The 14,917-nt window shown below is 63.4% G+C and carries 16 protein-coding genes; 10 read left to right on the top strand and 6 right to left on the bottom strand.

The window, feature by feature from the left end; translation table 11 throughout:
- Positions 1–67 precede the first annotated feature (67 nt).
- Together IEV88_RS12355 and IEV88_RS12350 are read right to left on the bottom strand one after the other, a co-directional pair.
- Positions 68–2,023 (bottom strand): sialate O-acetylesterase, encoded by a 1,956-nt coding sequence (locus tag IEV88_RS12355; protein ID WP_188158152.1) that lies wholly within the window; start codon positions 2,021–2,023, stop codon positions 68–70.
- A 105-nt stretch (positions 2,024–2,128) separates the two neighbouring features.
- The gene (locus tag IEV88_RS12350; RefSeq protein ID WP_188158153.1) at positions 2,129–2,527 is read right to left on the bottom strand and encodes an FxsA family protein; all 399 of its coding nucleotides are present in this window, start codon (positions 2,525–2,527) and stop codon (positions 2,129–2,131) included.
- Positions 2,528–2,696: 169 nt separating this feature from the next.
- On the opposite strand from IEV88_RS12350, the gene IEV88_RS12345 reads away from it, so the two are divergent.
- The 3 genes from IEV88_RS12345 to IEV88_RS12335 are packed head-to-tail and all read left to right on the top strand — an operon-like array spanning position 2,697 to position 5,259.
- Positions 2,697–3,338, top strand: coding sequence for a Tim44/TimA family putative adaptor protein (locus IEV88_RS12345; protein WP_188158154.1), 642 nt, complete (start codon positions 2,697–2,699; stop codon positions 3,336–3,338).
- A 45-nt stretch (positions 3,339–3,383) separates the two neighbouring features.
- Positions 3,384–4,706, top strand: a complete 1,323-nt coding sequence (gene mltA / locus IEV88_RS12340) for a murein transglycosylase A (RefSeq protein WP_188158155.1) — start codon at positions 3,384–3,386, stop codon at positions 4,704–4,706.
- Positions 4,678–5,259, top strand: coding sequence for a Smr/MutS family protein (locus IEV88_RS12335; protein ID WP_188158156.1), 582 nt, complete (start codon positions 4,678–4,680; stop codon positions 5,257–5,259). Before mltA ends, IEV88_RS12335 begins: the two co-directional genes overlap by 29 nt.
- Before the next feature lie 30 nt (positions 5,260–5,289).
- On the opposite strand, the gene IEV88_RS12330 is transcribed toward IEV88_RS12335, so the two are convergent.
- The 4 genes from IEV88_RS12330 to hslV form a co-directional block, all read right to left on the bottom strand.
- Entirely contained in the window at positions 5,290–6,666 is a 1,377-nt protein-coding gene (locus IEV88_RS12330) for a hypothetical protein (RefSeq protein ID WP_188158157.1), read from the bottom strand.
- Between the two features lie 91 nt (positions 6,667–6,757).
- Complete coding sequence (gene hslU, locus IEV88_RS12325; RefSeq protein WP_188158158.1) at positions 6,758–8,068, bottom strand: ATP-dependent protease ATPase subunit HslU; 1,311 nt, start codon at positions 8,066–8,068, stop codon at positions 6,758–6,760.
- Positions 8,069–8,175: 107 nt separating this feature from the next.
- On the bottom strand, positions 8,176–8,892 hold the full coding sequence (locus IEV88_RS12320; RefSeq protein ID WP_188158159.1) for a polyamine aminopropyltransferase: 717 nt from the start codon (positions 8,890–8,892) through the stop codon (positions 8,176–8,178).
- Complete coding sequence (gene hslV, locus IEV88_RS12315; RefSeq protein ID WP_188158160.1) at positions 8,889–9,461, bottom strand: ATP-dependent protease subunit HslV; 573 nt, start codon at positions 9,459–9,461, stop codon at positions 8,889–8,891. The genes IEV88_RS12320 and hslV overlap by 4 nt, the downstream gene beginning before the upstream one ends.
- Before the next feature lie 174 nt (positions 9,462–9,635).
- Here hslV and hisB point away from each other — a divergent pair, with 174 nt between their 5' ends.
- The 7 genes from hisB (at position 9,636) to IEV88_RS12280 (ending at position 14,888) form a co-directional block, all read left to right on the top strand.
- The gene (gene hisB / locus IEV88_RS12310; RefSeq protein WP_188158161.1) at positions 9,636–10,229 is read left to right on the top strand and encodes an imidazoleglycerol-phosphate dehydratase HisB; all 594 of its coding nucleotides are present in this window, start codon (positions 9,636–9,638) and stop codon (positions 10,227–10,229) included.
- Between the two features lie 127 nt (positions 10,230–10,356).
- Positions 10,357–10,668 (top strand): hypothetical protein, encoded by a 312-nt coding sequence (locus IEV88_RS12305; RefSeq protein WP_188158162.1) that lies wholly within the window; start codon positions 10,357–10,359, stop codon positions 10,666–10,668.
- 121 nt (positions 10,669–10,789) lie between these two features.
- Entirely contained in the window at positions 10,790–11,440 is a 651-nt protein-coding gene (gene hisH / locus IEV88_RS12300) for an imidazole glycerol phosphate synthase subunit HisH (protein ID WP_188158163.1), read from the top strand.
- Positions 11,422–12,156, top strand: coding sequence for a 1-(5-phosphoribosyl)-5-[(5-phosphoribosylamino)methylideneamino]imidazole-4-carboxamide isomerase (hisA, locus tag IEV88_RS12295; protein ID WP_188158164.1), 735 nt, complete (start codon positions 11,422–11,424; stop codon positions 12,154–12,156). Before hisH ends, hisA begins: the two co-directional genes overlap by 19 nt.
- Before the next feature lie 23 nt (positions 12,157–12,179).
- Positions 12,180–13,793 (top strand): CHAD domain-containing protein, encoded by a 1,614-nt coding sequence (locus IEV88_RS12290; protein WP_188158165.1) that lies wholly within the window; start codon positions 12,180–12,182, stop codon positions 13,791–13,793.
- Positions 13,787–14,566 carry an imidazole glycerol phosphate synthase subunit HisF gene (gene hisF, locus IEV88_RS12285; RefSeq protein WP_188158166.1) on the top strand — a complete coding sequence of 260 codons (780 nt, stop codon included), beginning with the start codon at positions 13,787–13,789 and terminating at the stop codon, positions 14,564–14,566. Before IEV88_RS12290 ends, hisF begins: the two co-directional genes overlap by 7 nt.
- A complete protein-coding gene (locus tag IEV88_RS12280) occupies positions 14,559–14,888 on the top strand; it encodes a phosphoribosyl-ATP diphosphatase (RefSeq protein WP_229731469.1) in 330 nt (109 codons plus the stop codon). Before hisF ends, IEV88_RS12280 begins: the two co-directional genes overlap by 8 nt.
- Positions 14,889–14,917 lie beyond the last annotated feature (29 nt).

Here is a 14,917-nt window from a genome sequence, read left to right as displayed (position 1 = left end):
TGAAAGAGTGGGCTGCTACCACGCCCGCCGGTATCCGGCAAGCGCGGGCCGGGATGTCAGCCGCGTCTCATTCCAGCTGGATCATCAGCCCGAAAGGGGCTGCCGGCAGACCGGCCTCGTCATAAAGGGTGCAGATAGGGGCATCTGCCCAGCAATAGCGGATCTCGCCATCGGTCACATCGCTGTCGATTTCCAGCTCGCTGCCATTGATCGCGGCGCTGACATAGCGGCAGGGCTCGCCGCCCGCCGGGCACAGTTCAAGCGCGTTCGGGCTCGTCCCGCCGATCACGGCGAGCGAGCCGTTCACCTCATCGAAGCTGACCGTGATCGTGCCATTCTGCGCAATCGACGACCGCGCCATGGGTCCGGTGGCAACGTCCTGACCATAGGCGAGATCGCGCATCAGCCGCGCCGCCCGCTGGCCGATGACCAGCTTGTCCGCCGGGTGAATATCGCGCGGGTTTCCGGCATCGACGCTGACGATCAGGCCTGTGTGTTCGTCCGCGGCGGCAACGGCGCGCTGGGCTTCGCGCAATCCGGCCCAGCCTGACTCGACGGGCCCTGATTGCAGGACGCCGAAATTGGCAAGCTGGACAATACCGAAGGGCATTTCGCTGCCAAAACGGCCCCGCCAGTCTTCGATCATGGCGGCAAGATAGTCATCATAGGTCTCGGGCTGGCCGGCATCGGATTCGCCCTGATACCACAGCGCCGCTGTCAGCGGCATCTCGCCCAGCGGGGCGATCATGGCGTTATACATGCCTGTCAGACCGGTCACCGATGTCCAGGGCGGGCTTGGCGGGGCGCCGACGGATGCCGGGATGACCTTATAGGTCCAGCTGTCGCCGAGGGGGATGGTTTCGCCCCCGTCCAGTTTCAGGGCAATATCGCCGGTCGGGCCGGTCATGCCGCCCTGGTCCCAGGCACTGTAGACGCTGACGACGATGGTGTTCTCACCCTCCCGGAAAGCGCCTTGCGGCACATCATAACTGCGCGGCGTACCCCAGCCGAAGGTGGCGTTGACAAACTCCCCATTGATCCATGCAACGTCCAGCTCGTCGATCTGGCCAAGCGCCAGGGTATCGGCGGCGGCGGCCTCGTCGGCGGTCAGTGACAGGGTGGTGGCGTAATAGACGATGCCGTTATGGCTGCCGGTGTCCTCGTTCTCCCATAGCGTCCAGCTCGTGTGCGGTGTCGGGACCGGTTTCCAGCGCTCGTATTGCGAACCCTCAAGCGTCCACGGCGCAGGGTCGGAGGGCATCGCCCCCGCCCACCAGTCTTCCCAGATCGCACCGAATTTCCGGGTGCCATCTGCCGGGTCGGCGGCATAGGCGGAGAGCAGGGCGAGGTTGTCATCGTCAAGACCGGTTTTGGTCAGCGCGGCGGCGCTCATCCACGCCTCGATCTGGGAGCCGCCCCAGGAGGAATCGATCAGGCCGATCGCAACATCGACATCGGCCTGCAGGTCCTTGGCGAAAAAATAGCAGACGGCGGAAAAGCCCGCGACGGAGTCCGCCCCGGCGTGCTGCCATGCGATCGCGGCACCGAAGTCGTCGGCGGGCGAGGGCGTCGTCGCCTTGGGCACTTTGAGGAGGCGCAGCGTGCTGTCATCGGCCTGGCCCAGAACCCGGCCCGGGTTCAGCGCCCGTTCGACCGGATATTCCATGTTGGACTGGCCCGAACACAGGAAGACGTCGCCGGCCATCACATCGGCAATACTGTCTTGGGCGCCATCCCGGTTGCTGACCGACAGGGCAAAGGGTCCGCCACCCGCGATCGGGTCGAGATCGACCTGCCAGCGGCCATCGCGGTCCGCGGTGGCGCGATAGGTACGGCCATTGAAGGAGACGCTGAGCTTTTCGCCCGGTTCGGCCACGCCCCAGACCGGCACCGGCCTGTCGCGCTGGATCACCATGTGGTCGGTGAAGACCTGCGCCAGTTGCGGCGCCGCGTCGGCGGAAAGGGCCGGAACCGTGACCGACACGGCGCCGATCGCGCCGGCCAAAAACCTTGATTTCAGCATGTCATTTCCTTCCCGGAACGGTCTTGGGACCTGTTGTTATCGCTCGCAACACTATGGCGGGGACGGGACAGGCCGCAAGGGTTTTGTCCGCTCCCGGCCAGACAGCTAGAAGCGGCGAAACATGATGCGGGTCTCGCCGCGATCGATCGATCCCTTGATCTTCTTGAGGAAAGCCCGGGCGATGGCGTGGCGCACGAACGGGATCAGCAACAGGAAACCGATCGTGTCGGTCACGAATCCCGGGGTGATCAGGAACGGCACGGCGATCAGCAGGAACACGCCATCGACGACCGGCTGAACCGGGGACGTTTGCTGCTGCATGTCGCTCCGCAGCCGGTTCAGGGCCTGCAGGCCCTGCCAGCGCAGGATGGCCCCGCCGATCACCGCGGTGGCGATGGTCGCGAGGATGACCCAGCCGGCACCGAATACCGAGCCGGCCTTGATCAGGATATAGATCTCGATGAAAGGCAGCGCGATCAGCAGCAAGAAAAGATATAGGATCATGCGAAACCGTCGGTCCTTCCCGGTTGTCATTTGGCGCCGTTTCCGGCGGACACGAAAACGAGCGCTTGCGCCCGGTGCCCTAGGTTTTTACCTGTGGGACATATATAGGTTTGTGAGGCATGATTTGAAACCTCTTGCCTCACCGCGCCCAACAACCGCAGAAAGCATTATGGATTTGACGACTATTATTTTCGCCGCGCTTGCAGTCTTCGTTTGCTATCGCCTGTATATGGTGCTCGGCACACGGGGCGGGCATGAGCCCGACGAGCAGGAAGAGCCGCCCTTCTCCCAACCGGCCGAAGAGGTTCACCCGACCGTGCCCGAAGAACCGGTCAGCCGCACCGGCAACGAACCGGCCTGGGCCGAGCCGATCCGCGATGCCTGGCCCGATTTCCGCGCCGCTGAATTCCTGAACGGCGCCAAGTCCGCCTATGAGATGATTGTCGAGGCGTTCGCCGGCGACAGGCTTGCCGATGTCAAACCGTATCTCGACCCGGGCGTCTACCGTGCCTTCGAGGCAGCGGTGAAATCGCGCCGGGATGCGGGCCAGACATCGGAGCTGAGTTTCGTCGGTATCGAGAGTGCGAGCTTCGCCGGCTATAATGTCGAGAATGGCATGCTGCGCATCACCGTCGATTTCCGCTCCGACCAGGTGCGCGTGCTGCGGGACCAGAAGGGCGAGATCGTCGAGGGCGACCCCAACCGGATCGACCTGGTGCGCGACAGGTGGACCTTCGCCCGGGCGTTAAAGAGCCGCGATCCGAACTGGATACTGGTCGAAACGGGCGGTTCCGCACCGGAAGTATCCTGATACACTGCATTTTCCGGCCAATCGGTTTTCGGTAAGAGGAACAGGATGCATCTCCAGACCCGCATATGGCAGGCCGTCGCCGCGCTCGCCATCCTTGCCTTTGTTGTCCTGCTCCTGATCAAGATGCCGCTCGGCACCGATGACAAGGACAGCGTCGCGCGCGCAGTCAACCTGCCGCCCCTGGGCTATGAGGTCGTCTCCTTTGCCGCCTTGCCGGGCTGGGCCGTCGACGATCACCGCGAGGCACTCGAGCCGTTCCTGCGATCCTGCATCGCCCTGCAGGCCCGCCCGGCTGGAGCGTCAGCCAATCCAGTCGAATATGTTGCCGAAGATCAGCCGGTCAGCTTTGGCGGCACCAAGGCCGATTGGCAGCCGTCTTGCGAGGCGGCGCTGGCCCTGGTCCAGCGCGGTAATGTGACGCTGGATGAGGCACGCGCATTTTTCGAGCAATATTTCGCCCCCGTGCATTTCACGCAGCCGGTGGTCGAGGCCGATGCCGATCCCGTGATGACCGGGGACGGGCTGTTTACCGGCTATTTCGAGCCGATCTTTCCGGCTTCCGCGACGCCAACGGACGAATATTCCGCGCCGGTGCTGACACGGCCAGGCGACCTCGTCACGATCGATCTCGGGGCTTTCCGGTCAGACCTGGCGGGAACGCGTCTCGCCGGCCGTGTCCAGAGCGGCGAGCTCGTTCCCTATGATACCCATGCCCAGATCATGAGCGACAGGCCGGATACCGGAATTCTTGCATGGATGAATCCGAACGACCTCCTGTTTCTGCAGATCCAGGGCTCGGGCCGCCTGTCGATCGACGGGCGCGATGTCCATGTCGGCTATGACGCTCCGAATGGTCATCCGTACACGGCGATCGGGCGCGAGCTCGTGCGCATCGGCGCCTTGACGCTTGAGGAGGTCTCGATGCAGTCGATCTATGAATGGCTGGAAACAGCCCCGCCCGAAACAGCGGCGCAGGTGCGCCAGGTCAATGAATCCTACATCTTCTTCCGGATGGTGACGGAGGACAAGGACCCGGCACTCGGCCCGTTCGGCGCACAGGGCATCCAGCTGACGGCGATGCGCTCCCTCGCCGTGGACCGGCGCTATCACACGCTCGGCGCACCGGTCTGGGTCGATCTCGACACGGATGATAATCACCCGTTCCCGATGCGGCGCCTGTTCATCGCACAGGATACGGGCGGCGCGATCCGCGGCCCCGTGCGCGGCGATCTCTTCATCGGCAGCGGGCGGGAGGCTGGCGGCGAGGCCGGGCTGATGCGCCGGACCGGGCGCCTTTACGCGCTCCTGCCGCTGAGCATCATCGAAAGGCTGGAGGCCGATGGCACGCAAGCGCAAGCTGACGCCTGATGAAAGCAGGCTGTGGCAGCGGCTGACGCAATCCGTCCGCCCGATGCCGCCCGTGCGCATGCCGGAAATCGACGACAAGGCTGTTACCCCGACGGTGACGGATGTGTCCGCCGCCAAGCGGGAAGAAGCCGCCCCGCGCTCGGCTGTCCAGCGCCGCGTCGTCACCACCAAACCGTCGGGACAGACCCATCGCCAGCCGGTGAGCAAGGCCGGCGATCCGCGCCAGTCTCGTCACGTCTCGCGCGGCCGGCGGCCGATCGACGCGACGCTCGACCTGCATGGCCTCAGCCAGGAACAGGCCTTCGTCGCCCTCTCGCGCTTTCTTGAGCAGGCCCGCGCCATCGGCCATGCGACCGTGCTGGTGATTACAGGCAAGGGCGCGCCCGATGCTGATACAAAGCCCGGCTATCAGGTCTCCCGTGGCATCCTGCGGCGCCGCTTTCTCGACTGGGCCGATGGTCCGTTCAGGGAACATATCTCCTCGATCAGCCAGTCGCACCAGCGCCATGGCGGCTCCGGCGCGTTCTATGTCTTTCTGAAGAAACAGCGTTGAGCCGGTCGCGGCGCTGACCGCACCCGAAGGTCAGCTCATCAGCAGGTAAGTGGCAATCGCGCCCACCATCGCGAAACCGCCGGCGAGGAACACCCACACCGCCGCCGGCATCGTCCTGGCTGCCACGGGCGCATCCGGCATGACCCGGTCGGAGGCGTAGCAGCCGAGCACCCTGGCGTGCCAGCCCTTCGCCGGGTTCGACGCCTTCGTCAGCACCCTGTGCAGATTCTTGCGATCGGCATCGGAATGGACCGCGATCTCGAAAACGGTCGGCAGCGTGTCCGGCCGGTCGTTGAGCACGATCGGGGTATGGCGCAGGCCGCCGCGATTCATCACCTCGGTCAGCTCAGCCGTGTCGGCGACACCCTGGCCGCGCGTGTCGACTTTCAACAGGACACGGACATGTTTGGACGTATTGAAGCCGATCCTTGTCATCAGCCCGGCAACGATGCCGTCATCGCCTGCAATCTTGTCCGCCGGCGCTTCCGATTTGCCGTTCTTGCCCGGCTTCCCGGTCCTGGGCTGCTTGCGCTTGATCACCAGGAAATGCGTCTCGATCCCGCGGCCGCCGACCAGGCCCTGATCGACGACGACATAATCGGCGCTCAGATTGGCGTCCTTGGCATCGGCGTGATAATTGCGGTCGCCGAGGAGCACGACATCGAGGGGCAGGAGCACGCCGACAAGCGGCTTGCCGTAATTCTTGCCCTTGATCTCGCTGGTGCGCTTCAGGCTGTTGTGCTGTTCCGAGAAGCTGGTCTGGATCGTGCGTTCCGGATCGAGCAGGGAATAGGCCTCGTTGAGAACGTCCCGGTACGGATTGGAATGCTCCGGCAGACGCGAAATCTCGATGCCCTGGGCCCGGAAGCCATCGACGGCGGCGCCGCAGCGGTCAAGCGCGTCGGGCGTGGCGTAAATCGTCCCGATGCGGCGGCGGATCGCGGTCTGGGCGGCACGGCCATTGGCAAGCGTGCCGACGGACCCGGCGCGATAGGCGGACGGGAAGGCGCTCTCTGCCTGTTCCTCGACCATGGCGCTGGGCACGGCGAGCACATACTGGTCGCTCGCCATTTTCTCGCCGACGACTTCATAGTCCTGGAAATCGATCAGTGTCGCGAGTGTTTTCTTGTCATAGCCGGCGCGGTCGTTTTGCAACGGAACGATGGCAAGCTCGGCATCATTGGAGATGAGCGCCGCCAGCGTGTCGGCCGTGGTGCGGCGCGGGCTCGTCAGCCGATAGGAAAAAGCCGACTGCTTGCCATGGTCGCCAGCCGGGCCGCCGCCGCCGCGCGTCCCGTTTGCCAGCTCTGAAGCGATCTGGAAGCCGAGGCCATGCTCTTCATCCTGATAGGCAATAAACCCGCCAGTTCCGAGCGACTGAGTCTTGATCGAGCTGCCGTCAGCCATGCGCAAATCCCCACTTTCCAAGGGATTTTATCCGCTTATTAACGATTGCGCTACCCCCCAAGAAACAGGAGCGATGGCTTGTTCACGGGGCCTAGAGGATGAATTTCGACAGGTCGGCATTGGCGGCGAGATCGCCGAGATTATCCTCGACGAACGCCGCGTCGATGGTCACGCTCTGGCCGCCCCTGTCGGTGGCGGTAAAGGAAATCTCCTCCAGCACCTTTTCCATGATGGTCGCAAGCCGTCGCGCCCCGATATTCTCGACACTGGCATTGACCATCGCCGCCTTGTCGGCGAGCGCGTCGATGCCATCGTCGGTAAACTCCAGCGTCAGCCCCTCGGTCGCCATAAGCGCCTGATATTGCTTGATAAGGCTGGCCTCGGTGTCGGTCAGTATCTGGCGGAAATCCTCCTTGGTCAGGGCATCGAGCTCGACCCGGATCGGCAGGCGGCCCTGCAATTCCGGTAGCAGGTCGGACGGCTTGGCAATATGGAAGGCGCCGGATGCGATGAACAGGATGTGGTCGGTCTTCACCGGCCCGTATTTGGTGGTGACGGTCGAGCCCTCGATCAGCGGCAAGAGGTCGCGCTGGACGCCCTCGCGGGAGACGTCAGCGCCGGCCTTTTCCGAGGACCGGGTAACCTTGTCGATCTCGTCAAGAAAGACGATGCCATCATTCTCGACCAGGTCGACCGCCTCTGCGGACAGGCTTTCCTCGTCCAGCAGCTTGTCGGATTCCTCGGCGACGAGCGGTTCATAGGCCTCTTTCACCTTGAGGCGGCGGGTCTTTTTCGGCGCGCCGAAGGCCTTGCCCATCATGTCGGACAGGTTGATCATGCCCATCTGGGCGCCCGGCATGCCGGGAATGTCCATGGTCGGCATGCCGCCGCGGCCGGTATCTGTCAGGGCGACTTCGATTTCGCGGTCATCGAGCTCGCCTTCACGCAACTTCTTTCGGAAGGACTGGCGCGTGCCCTCGCTGGCGTTTTCGCCGACGAGGGCCTCCAATACGCGGTCCTCGGCCATCTGGTGGGCGCGTGCCTTGACCTCCTCGCGCTTCTTGTCGCGCACCAGGCCAACGGCGACCTCGACCAGGTCGCGGATGATGGAATCGACATCTCGCCCGACATAACCGACCTCGGTGAATTTCGTTGCCTCGACCTTCAGGAACGGCGCGCCGGCCAGCTTGGCCAGGCGGCGGGAAATTTCGGTCTTGCCGACGCCGGTCGGCCCGATCATCAGGATGTTTTTCGGGGTGACTTCCTCGCGCAACAGGCCCTCGAGCTGCCGGCGGCGCCAGCGATTGCGCAGGGCGACGGCAACGGCGCGCTTGGCTTTCTGCTGGCCGATGATGAAACGGTCGAGTTCGGAAACGATTTCGCGCGGCGAATAGGTGGTCATGAAGCGTCCTGATGTTGTCTGGATAGTGGCAGGGTCCCCGGTACTTAGGGCGAGGCCCGGCGCGCCGCAACAAGCGGCATGTTACAAGGCATGAAGGTGTGGAGAGATCAGGCCTTGCGGGCGATATAGACCGTCTGGGTGAAGGGCCGGTCCTGCAGCGGGTTATGAAAACTGACGGGCTCGGCGCTGGCGGCGGCGAACACGGCTTGCAGCGTGCCGGTAAAGCGCTCATCCGGCCTGTCGTCGGACCACAGCCCGAAAACACCGCCGGGCTTCAGGTGGCGGGCGAGGGCGGTCAGGCCATCGGAGGTGTAGAATCCGGCGCTGCCCTCATCGAGCAGCGCTTCCGGCGAATGGTCGATATCGACAAGGATCGCATCGAACTGCCGCCCGGGCTGTGCGTCATCGAACCCGTCCGCGCTGGCGGCGCGGGCAAAGAAATCCTGCTCGGCGAAGGTCACGCGCCTATCGCCCGCCAGCGGCGGGTCGAGCGGCACAAGGCCCTGTCGGTGCCAGTCGATCACCGGCGCGAGATATTCGGAAATGGTCAGCGACGCGACGCGCGCATCTTCCAGCACGGCGCTGGCAGTATAGCCGAGTCCGAGCCCGCCGACGAGCACGTCGAGCCTGTCGCCCTCACAGGCCTTGAGCCCCAGTGTCGCCAGGGCGACCTCCGATGCCGTGAACACATCCGACATCAAATGCTCGTTGCGCAGGATGATCTCGTATATGTCGCGGTTCAGCGCCGGGTAGAAGCGCCGGCGCAGGGCGATCATCCCGATCGGGGTGTGCCGGTAGTCGAGCTCTTCGAACAGGCGGCTCACGCGCCGGACTTTGCTGGAATCTGCTCCAGCGTCAGGCTGTCATTGGTATAGATACAGACCTTGGCGGCGATCGCCATCGCCTCGCGCACGATCTGTTCGGCGTTCATGTCGGTGTTCTTGTACAGCGCCAGCGCGGCCGAGTACGCGAAATTGCCGCCGGAGCCGATGGCGGTGACGCCGCCGCCTTCCAGTTGTTCCGGTTCCAGAACGTCCCCGATTCCGGTTATGGTTAAGGTGGTGTCCTTGTCGGCGACGATGATCATCGCTTCGAGCTTGCGCAGATAGCGGTCGGTGCGCCAGTCCTTGGCGAGGTCGACGCAGGCGCGCATCAACTGGGTCGGATATTGCTCCAGCTTAGCCTCCAGCCGCTCCATCAGGGTGAAGGCATCGGCGGTGGCGCCAGCGAACCCGGCGATGACATGGCCCTTGGCGATGCGGCGCACCTTGCGGGCATCGCCCTTCATCACCGTATTGCCGAGGGAGACCTGGCCGTCGCCGCCGATAGCGACCTCGCCATTGCGGCGGACGGAGAGGATGGTGGTGCCGTGCATTGTCAATTGATCAGTCATGGAGGGTCCTTAGCCGCTGCTGGTCGCTGTCTCAAGCGCCAGATAGGGGTAAAGTGATCGCGCCGCCACCTGCCGTGGGCGCTTAAACGCTTGAACCCTCACCGCTTATCAATATTTTGTCGCCATTCTGAGGCGCGTGCCCTATGTCAGGGCGCGACAGAAGGATTGCTTATCATGACCGCCCGCACCGCAGAGATCAGCCGCGACACGAAGGAGACGCAGATCAGCGTTTCCGTCAATCTCGACGGCACCGGCCAGTATGACGTCGATACCGGCATCGGCTTCCTCGATCACATGCTGGAGGGCTTCTCCCGGCATTCGCTGATCGACCTGAAAGTGCGCTGCACGGGCGATCTGCACATAGACGGTCACCACACGACGGAAGATGTGGGCATCGTGATGGGGATGGCGGTGGCGAAAGCGCTCGGCGACTGCAAGGGCATCACCCGCTTCGGCCACGCCTATATTCCGATGGACGAGACCCTGTCCCGCGCGTCGCTCGATGTCTCGAAACGCCCCTATCTGATCTGGAAAGTGTGCTTCACCCGCGACAAGCTGGGCGAGATGGACACCGAACTGTTCCGTGAATGGTTTCACGCCTTTGCCATGAATGCCGGCATCACCCTGCATGTCGAGAACCTCTATGGCGAGAACAATCACCATATCGTGGAGAGCTGCTACAAGGCGCTTGCCCGGTCGCTGCGCATGGCGGTGGCCGTCGATCCCCGCGAAGGCGGTGCCATGCCCTCGACCAAGGGCGTGCTCTGAGCGCCTTGTGACGCATGCGTTAAATCTGCAGCAGCGGGTGCGAAAAACCCGTTACACGGCTGCAGGGCCGGGTTAGGGTTAACGCGTTGCGAGAGAGGCAACGCCTTAACAGGGGAAGGAAAATCCGATGAAGAAAGTTTTGTTCGCAAGCGCGGCGGCTATGGCCTTTGGGCTGTTCGGCACCGTTTCCGCCGATGACCATGGCGAGATGAGCGAAGGCGCCAAGCAGTTCAAGGAAGGCTGCAAGCAGTATCAGGTCGAGCATGGGGGCAATAGCGACTGCAAATGCCTCGCCAAGAAAGTCGACAGCGACGAGGAATTCGCCGCCGAGATGATGACGGTGATGGGCCCGGAAGACATTGAAAATCTTTCCGAAGCCACGCTGGAAAAAATCTCCGCCTGCGAGATGAAGGACGAGGAAGCCGCGGAAGAGATGTAGTCTCCGGCCCTCTGAATCATCGATGAAAGCGCCCTTGCGGGCGCTTTTTTCTTGGCAAGATTCTTGTCTTTTCGCGGTTTTGGCCTGTCTTACGGTAAAACTCTGTGGCAAAGGGTGGCCCATGCAGAAGACGGTGATCATCGACTATGGCTCCGGCAATCTCCACTCGGCATTGAAGGCGTTCGAGCGGCTGATCGTCGAGCACGGGCTCGACGCTTGCGTGACGGTGACGAGCGATGCCGGCGCTGTGACGTCTGCCGACCGGATTGTACTGCCGGGCGTCGGGGCCTTTGCTTCCTGCTATAACGGACTGATGGCGGTCGACGGCATGGTACCCGCTCTTGAGAAATCCGTTCTGGAGGCGAAACGGCCCTTTCTGGGCATCTGTGTCGGCATGCAATTGCTGGCGAGCGGATCGGAGGAATTCGGTTCTACCCCCGGCCTCGGCTGGCTGCCGGGCATGGTGAGGAAGATCACCCCGCGCGATCAATCCTTCAAGGTGCCGCATATGGGCTGGAACGTCGTCAGCGGGGAACGGCACGACGTGCTGCCCAATGACGGGCCGGCCCACAATCACGCCTATTTCGTTCATTCCTATCACATGGTGCCGGACGACCCCGCCCAAATACTGGCGACGACCGACCATGGCGGCGGGATCGTTGCCGCGGTCGGGCGAGACAATATCCTCGGCGTGCAATTCCACCCGGAAAAGAGCCAGGCCTATGGCATGGCGCTGATCAGAAATTTCCTCACATGGGAGCCCGCATTTTGAGCCTCACCCTTTACCCTGCCATCGACCTGAAGGGCGGGCGCTGCGTGCGCCTGTTCAGGGGCGATATGAATGCCGAGACGGTCTACAATGACGATCCCGCCGATCAGGCTGGAAAGTTCAAGGCCGCCGGTTTCGACTGGCTGCATTGCGTCGATCTTGACGGTGCCTTTGCCGGTGAAGCGGCAAACGCCGACGCGGTGGAAGCGATCCTGAAGGCGACCGACGTGAAGGTGCAGCTCGGTGGTGGCATCCGCACGATGGAGTCAGTTGCGAAATGGCTGGAGCTCGGCCTTGCCCGCGTCATCCTCGGTACCGCGGCGGTCAAGGATCCGGCACTGGTGAAAGAGGCCGCGAAGGCTTTCCCCGGTCAGGTCGTCGTCGGCATCGACGCGCACGGTGACAAGGTCGCGACCGAGGGCTGGGGCGAGACATCCGAGCACACGATCGAGGATATCGCCCGCCGCTTCGAGGATGCCGGTGTTGCGGCAATCATCTACACTGATATTTCGCGAGACGGCACGCTCACCGGCGTTAACGTGGATTTGACGGCTGATCTGGCACAAAAGGTTTCCATTCCGGTGGTCGCCTCCGGCGGTGTCGCCTCTCTCGGTGATGTCACTGCCCTTATGGGTACTGGCGTCGAGGGCGTAATCATCGGCAAGGCGCTTTATGACGGGCGCATCGATCCAGCGGAAGCCATCGAAGCGGCCCGATAAGCCGGTAAAGTAAAGGATTTCGAATGAGTGGTATGGACGGCATCATGGAACAGGCGCAGCGCGACGGTGCAACGCGTCCGGGCGCACGTCCTTCGCTCCGTCTCGGCGGGCAGGAGCGCGCCGTCGATGCCTGCCGGTCGCTCGATCTTGTCACCTCACATCGTGCCGGCCCGGCTTTCGAGGCGGATATCATCTCGACCTGGCGCGACAGCCAGGGGCAGGACGCGACGCTCTCATCGGGCATTGTCATGGAGTTGAAGCGCGAGAACGGCACCATGGTGCAGACCATTTCCGGTCAGCTGCCGGACGGTGCACCGCTCGATATTTCCTATGATTTCGGCGGCGAGGGCAAATCCGGCCTGCCGCGCATGCAGACAAACCTGAAGCTCGACCAGACAAGCGAGGCCCCATCACGGATGCGTTTGAGGCTTCGTACGGAGTTGACCCGGCGCGTGGTGCCGCTGCGCTATGGCGACAGCGCTCTGACAGTGACACTGGAAACGGGCCGAGTGTTCGCATGGCCGGAGGATGGCCGCTTCCTCTCGCAGCGCGTCGGGCAGGCGGAGCTAATACTTGACAACGGTAAGATTGAAGACCTGAACGGTTTTGCGATCGCTCTGGCAGAGGCAACAGGCCTTGGTCCCGCAGTACGGACACCGGAGCAAATCGGCCGCGCCTTGTTGCAGGAAGATCTCGGCGGGCCGGTCAGAGCTCCGCGCTATGACCTGCCCGAGGAGGCAACAGCCGCCGACGTGCTTGAAAAAGCGTTGGAGGCTTCGGCATTTCAGATATTCGGTAATATCGCCCCGGCTCATCTCGGCGACGCTGACGGGATCAAGCAGCTTCGAATCGGCTTGCGCCGCCTGCGCTCGATCCTGAAGCTTTTCAAGAAACATATATCGGCCGACTATCTCGATCATCTCGTTGCGGAAGCGAAACGGGTTTCGGCCGTGCTGGGCCGGGCCCGCGATCTCGATGTCTTTGTCGAGGAAACACTGCCTGCCATCTTCGCGACGGACTTGCCGGGTACCAGCGAGCGCGACGGGCTCGAAGCACTGGGCAGGCAGGCCGATTTGCTGCGACAGGCGGACAAGCGGGCCGCGATGCGGCTGGTCGACGAGGATGCGGGCTTTGCCGGTTTTTGCGTGCGGCTGCAGGTTTATCTCGCCAGCGCCCCGTGGCGCGAGGATGATAGGCTGCAAAAGCCGGCCCCGGACTTCGCCCGGAAAGCGCTCGGCAAGGCGCTCGCCAGGGTCGAGGGGACGGGCCAGACGCTGGCTGATGCACCCCCCCATTCCCGCCATCCGCTTCGTGTTGAACTCAAGAAGCTGCGCTATGCGCTGCACGCCTTCCGCCCGCTATATGGCAAGGACGAGCGTAAGCCCTATCTCTCTGCCCTGTCGCAGCTGCAGGACGAATTCGGCGCGCTGAACGACGCGGTGGTCGCACGGGAGATGGTCTTGCGGGTCGCGCAAAGCGATCTCGGCGCCGAGGAGCGGCTGCAGATAGAGGCGGGCGCAGGATATGTCACCGGCTGGACCCAGCGCGGTCTGATCGGGCAGGGCGATCGTGTCCTGGAGGCGTGGCACGATTTCGAGGCACTCACCCCCTTCTGGCAGGAGCAGGCTCGATGCTGACCACCCGGATCATCCCCTGTCTCGATGTGAAGGACGGCCGCGTGGTCAAGGGCGTCCAGTTCGAGGATCTGCGCGATGCCGGCGATCCGGTCGAGGCTGCCGCCGCCTATGACGCCGCCGGCGCGGACGAACTGTGCTTTCTGGATATCTCTGCCAGCCATGAGGGCCGGGCGACGCTTCTTGACATTGTCAGCCGCACGGCTGAGCGCTGCTTCATGCCGCTGACGGTCGGCGGCGGTGTGCGCTCGGTCGAGAATGTGCGCGCGCTGCTGCTCGCCGGGGCCGACAAGGTCGGGATCAATACCGCGGCGGTGAACAACCCGGATCTGGTGCGCGAGGCGGCGCAGGTCTTTGGCGCACAATGCATCGTCGTTGCCATCGATGCCCGCAAAACCGGGCCGGGCAGATGGGAAATCTATACCCATGGCGGGCGTCAGCCGACCGGCATCGACGCCGTTGCCTTCGCCCGGCAGGTCGCCGAGCTGGGCGCAGGCGAGATCCTGTTGACGTCGATGGACCAGGATGGCGTCAAAAACGGTTATGACATTGCCCTGACCCGCACCATTGCTGATGCTGTCGACATCCCGGTCATCGCCTCGGGCGGCGCCGGGACCCTCGATCACCTGGTCGAGGGTGTGCGCGATGGCGGCGCTTCCGCCGTGCTTGCCGCGTCGATTTTCCACTTCGGCACCTATACCGTTCCGCAGGCAAAACAATATATGGCGGCTGCCGGGCTTCGCATGCGCCTCGATGCTGAGCATGCCCGTGGATAGGAATCTGGGACAACAGCTGGACGCCCTCTGGCAGACGATCGAGTCGCGCCGCGGCGCCGACCCGGACAGCTCCTATACGGCCTCGCTGCTGGCTCAGGGCGCTGAGCGTTGCGCCAAGAAGTTCGGGGAGGAGGCGGTGGAAGCGGCCATTGCCGGGGCTCTGGGCAACAAGGACGAACTCGCCGCAGAGGCGGCGGATACGCTCTATCACCTGTTCGTGCTGATGGCCGCCGCCGGGGTGGAGCCCGCCGACATTGCGGCGAAACTGGCAGGCCGAACCAGCCAGTCAGGCCATGAGGAAAAGGCCAGCCGCAAGGGCTGACCTTTTATCTTTCCAGCGTCAATATACGC

Origin of the sequence: Aquisalinus flavus, assembly GCF_014640095.1 — a bacterium.
GTDB classification, from domain to species: Bacteria; Pseudomonadota; Alphaproteobacteria; order Caulobacterales; family Parvularculaceae; genus Aquisalinus; species Aquisalinus flavus.
This window is presented reverse-complemented; position numbering and strand designations above follow the sequence as displayed.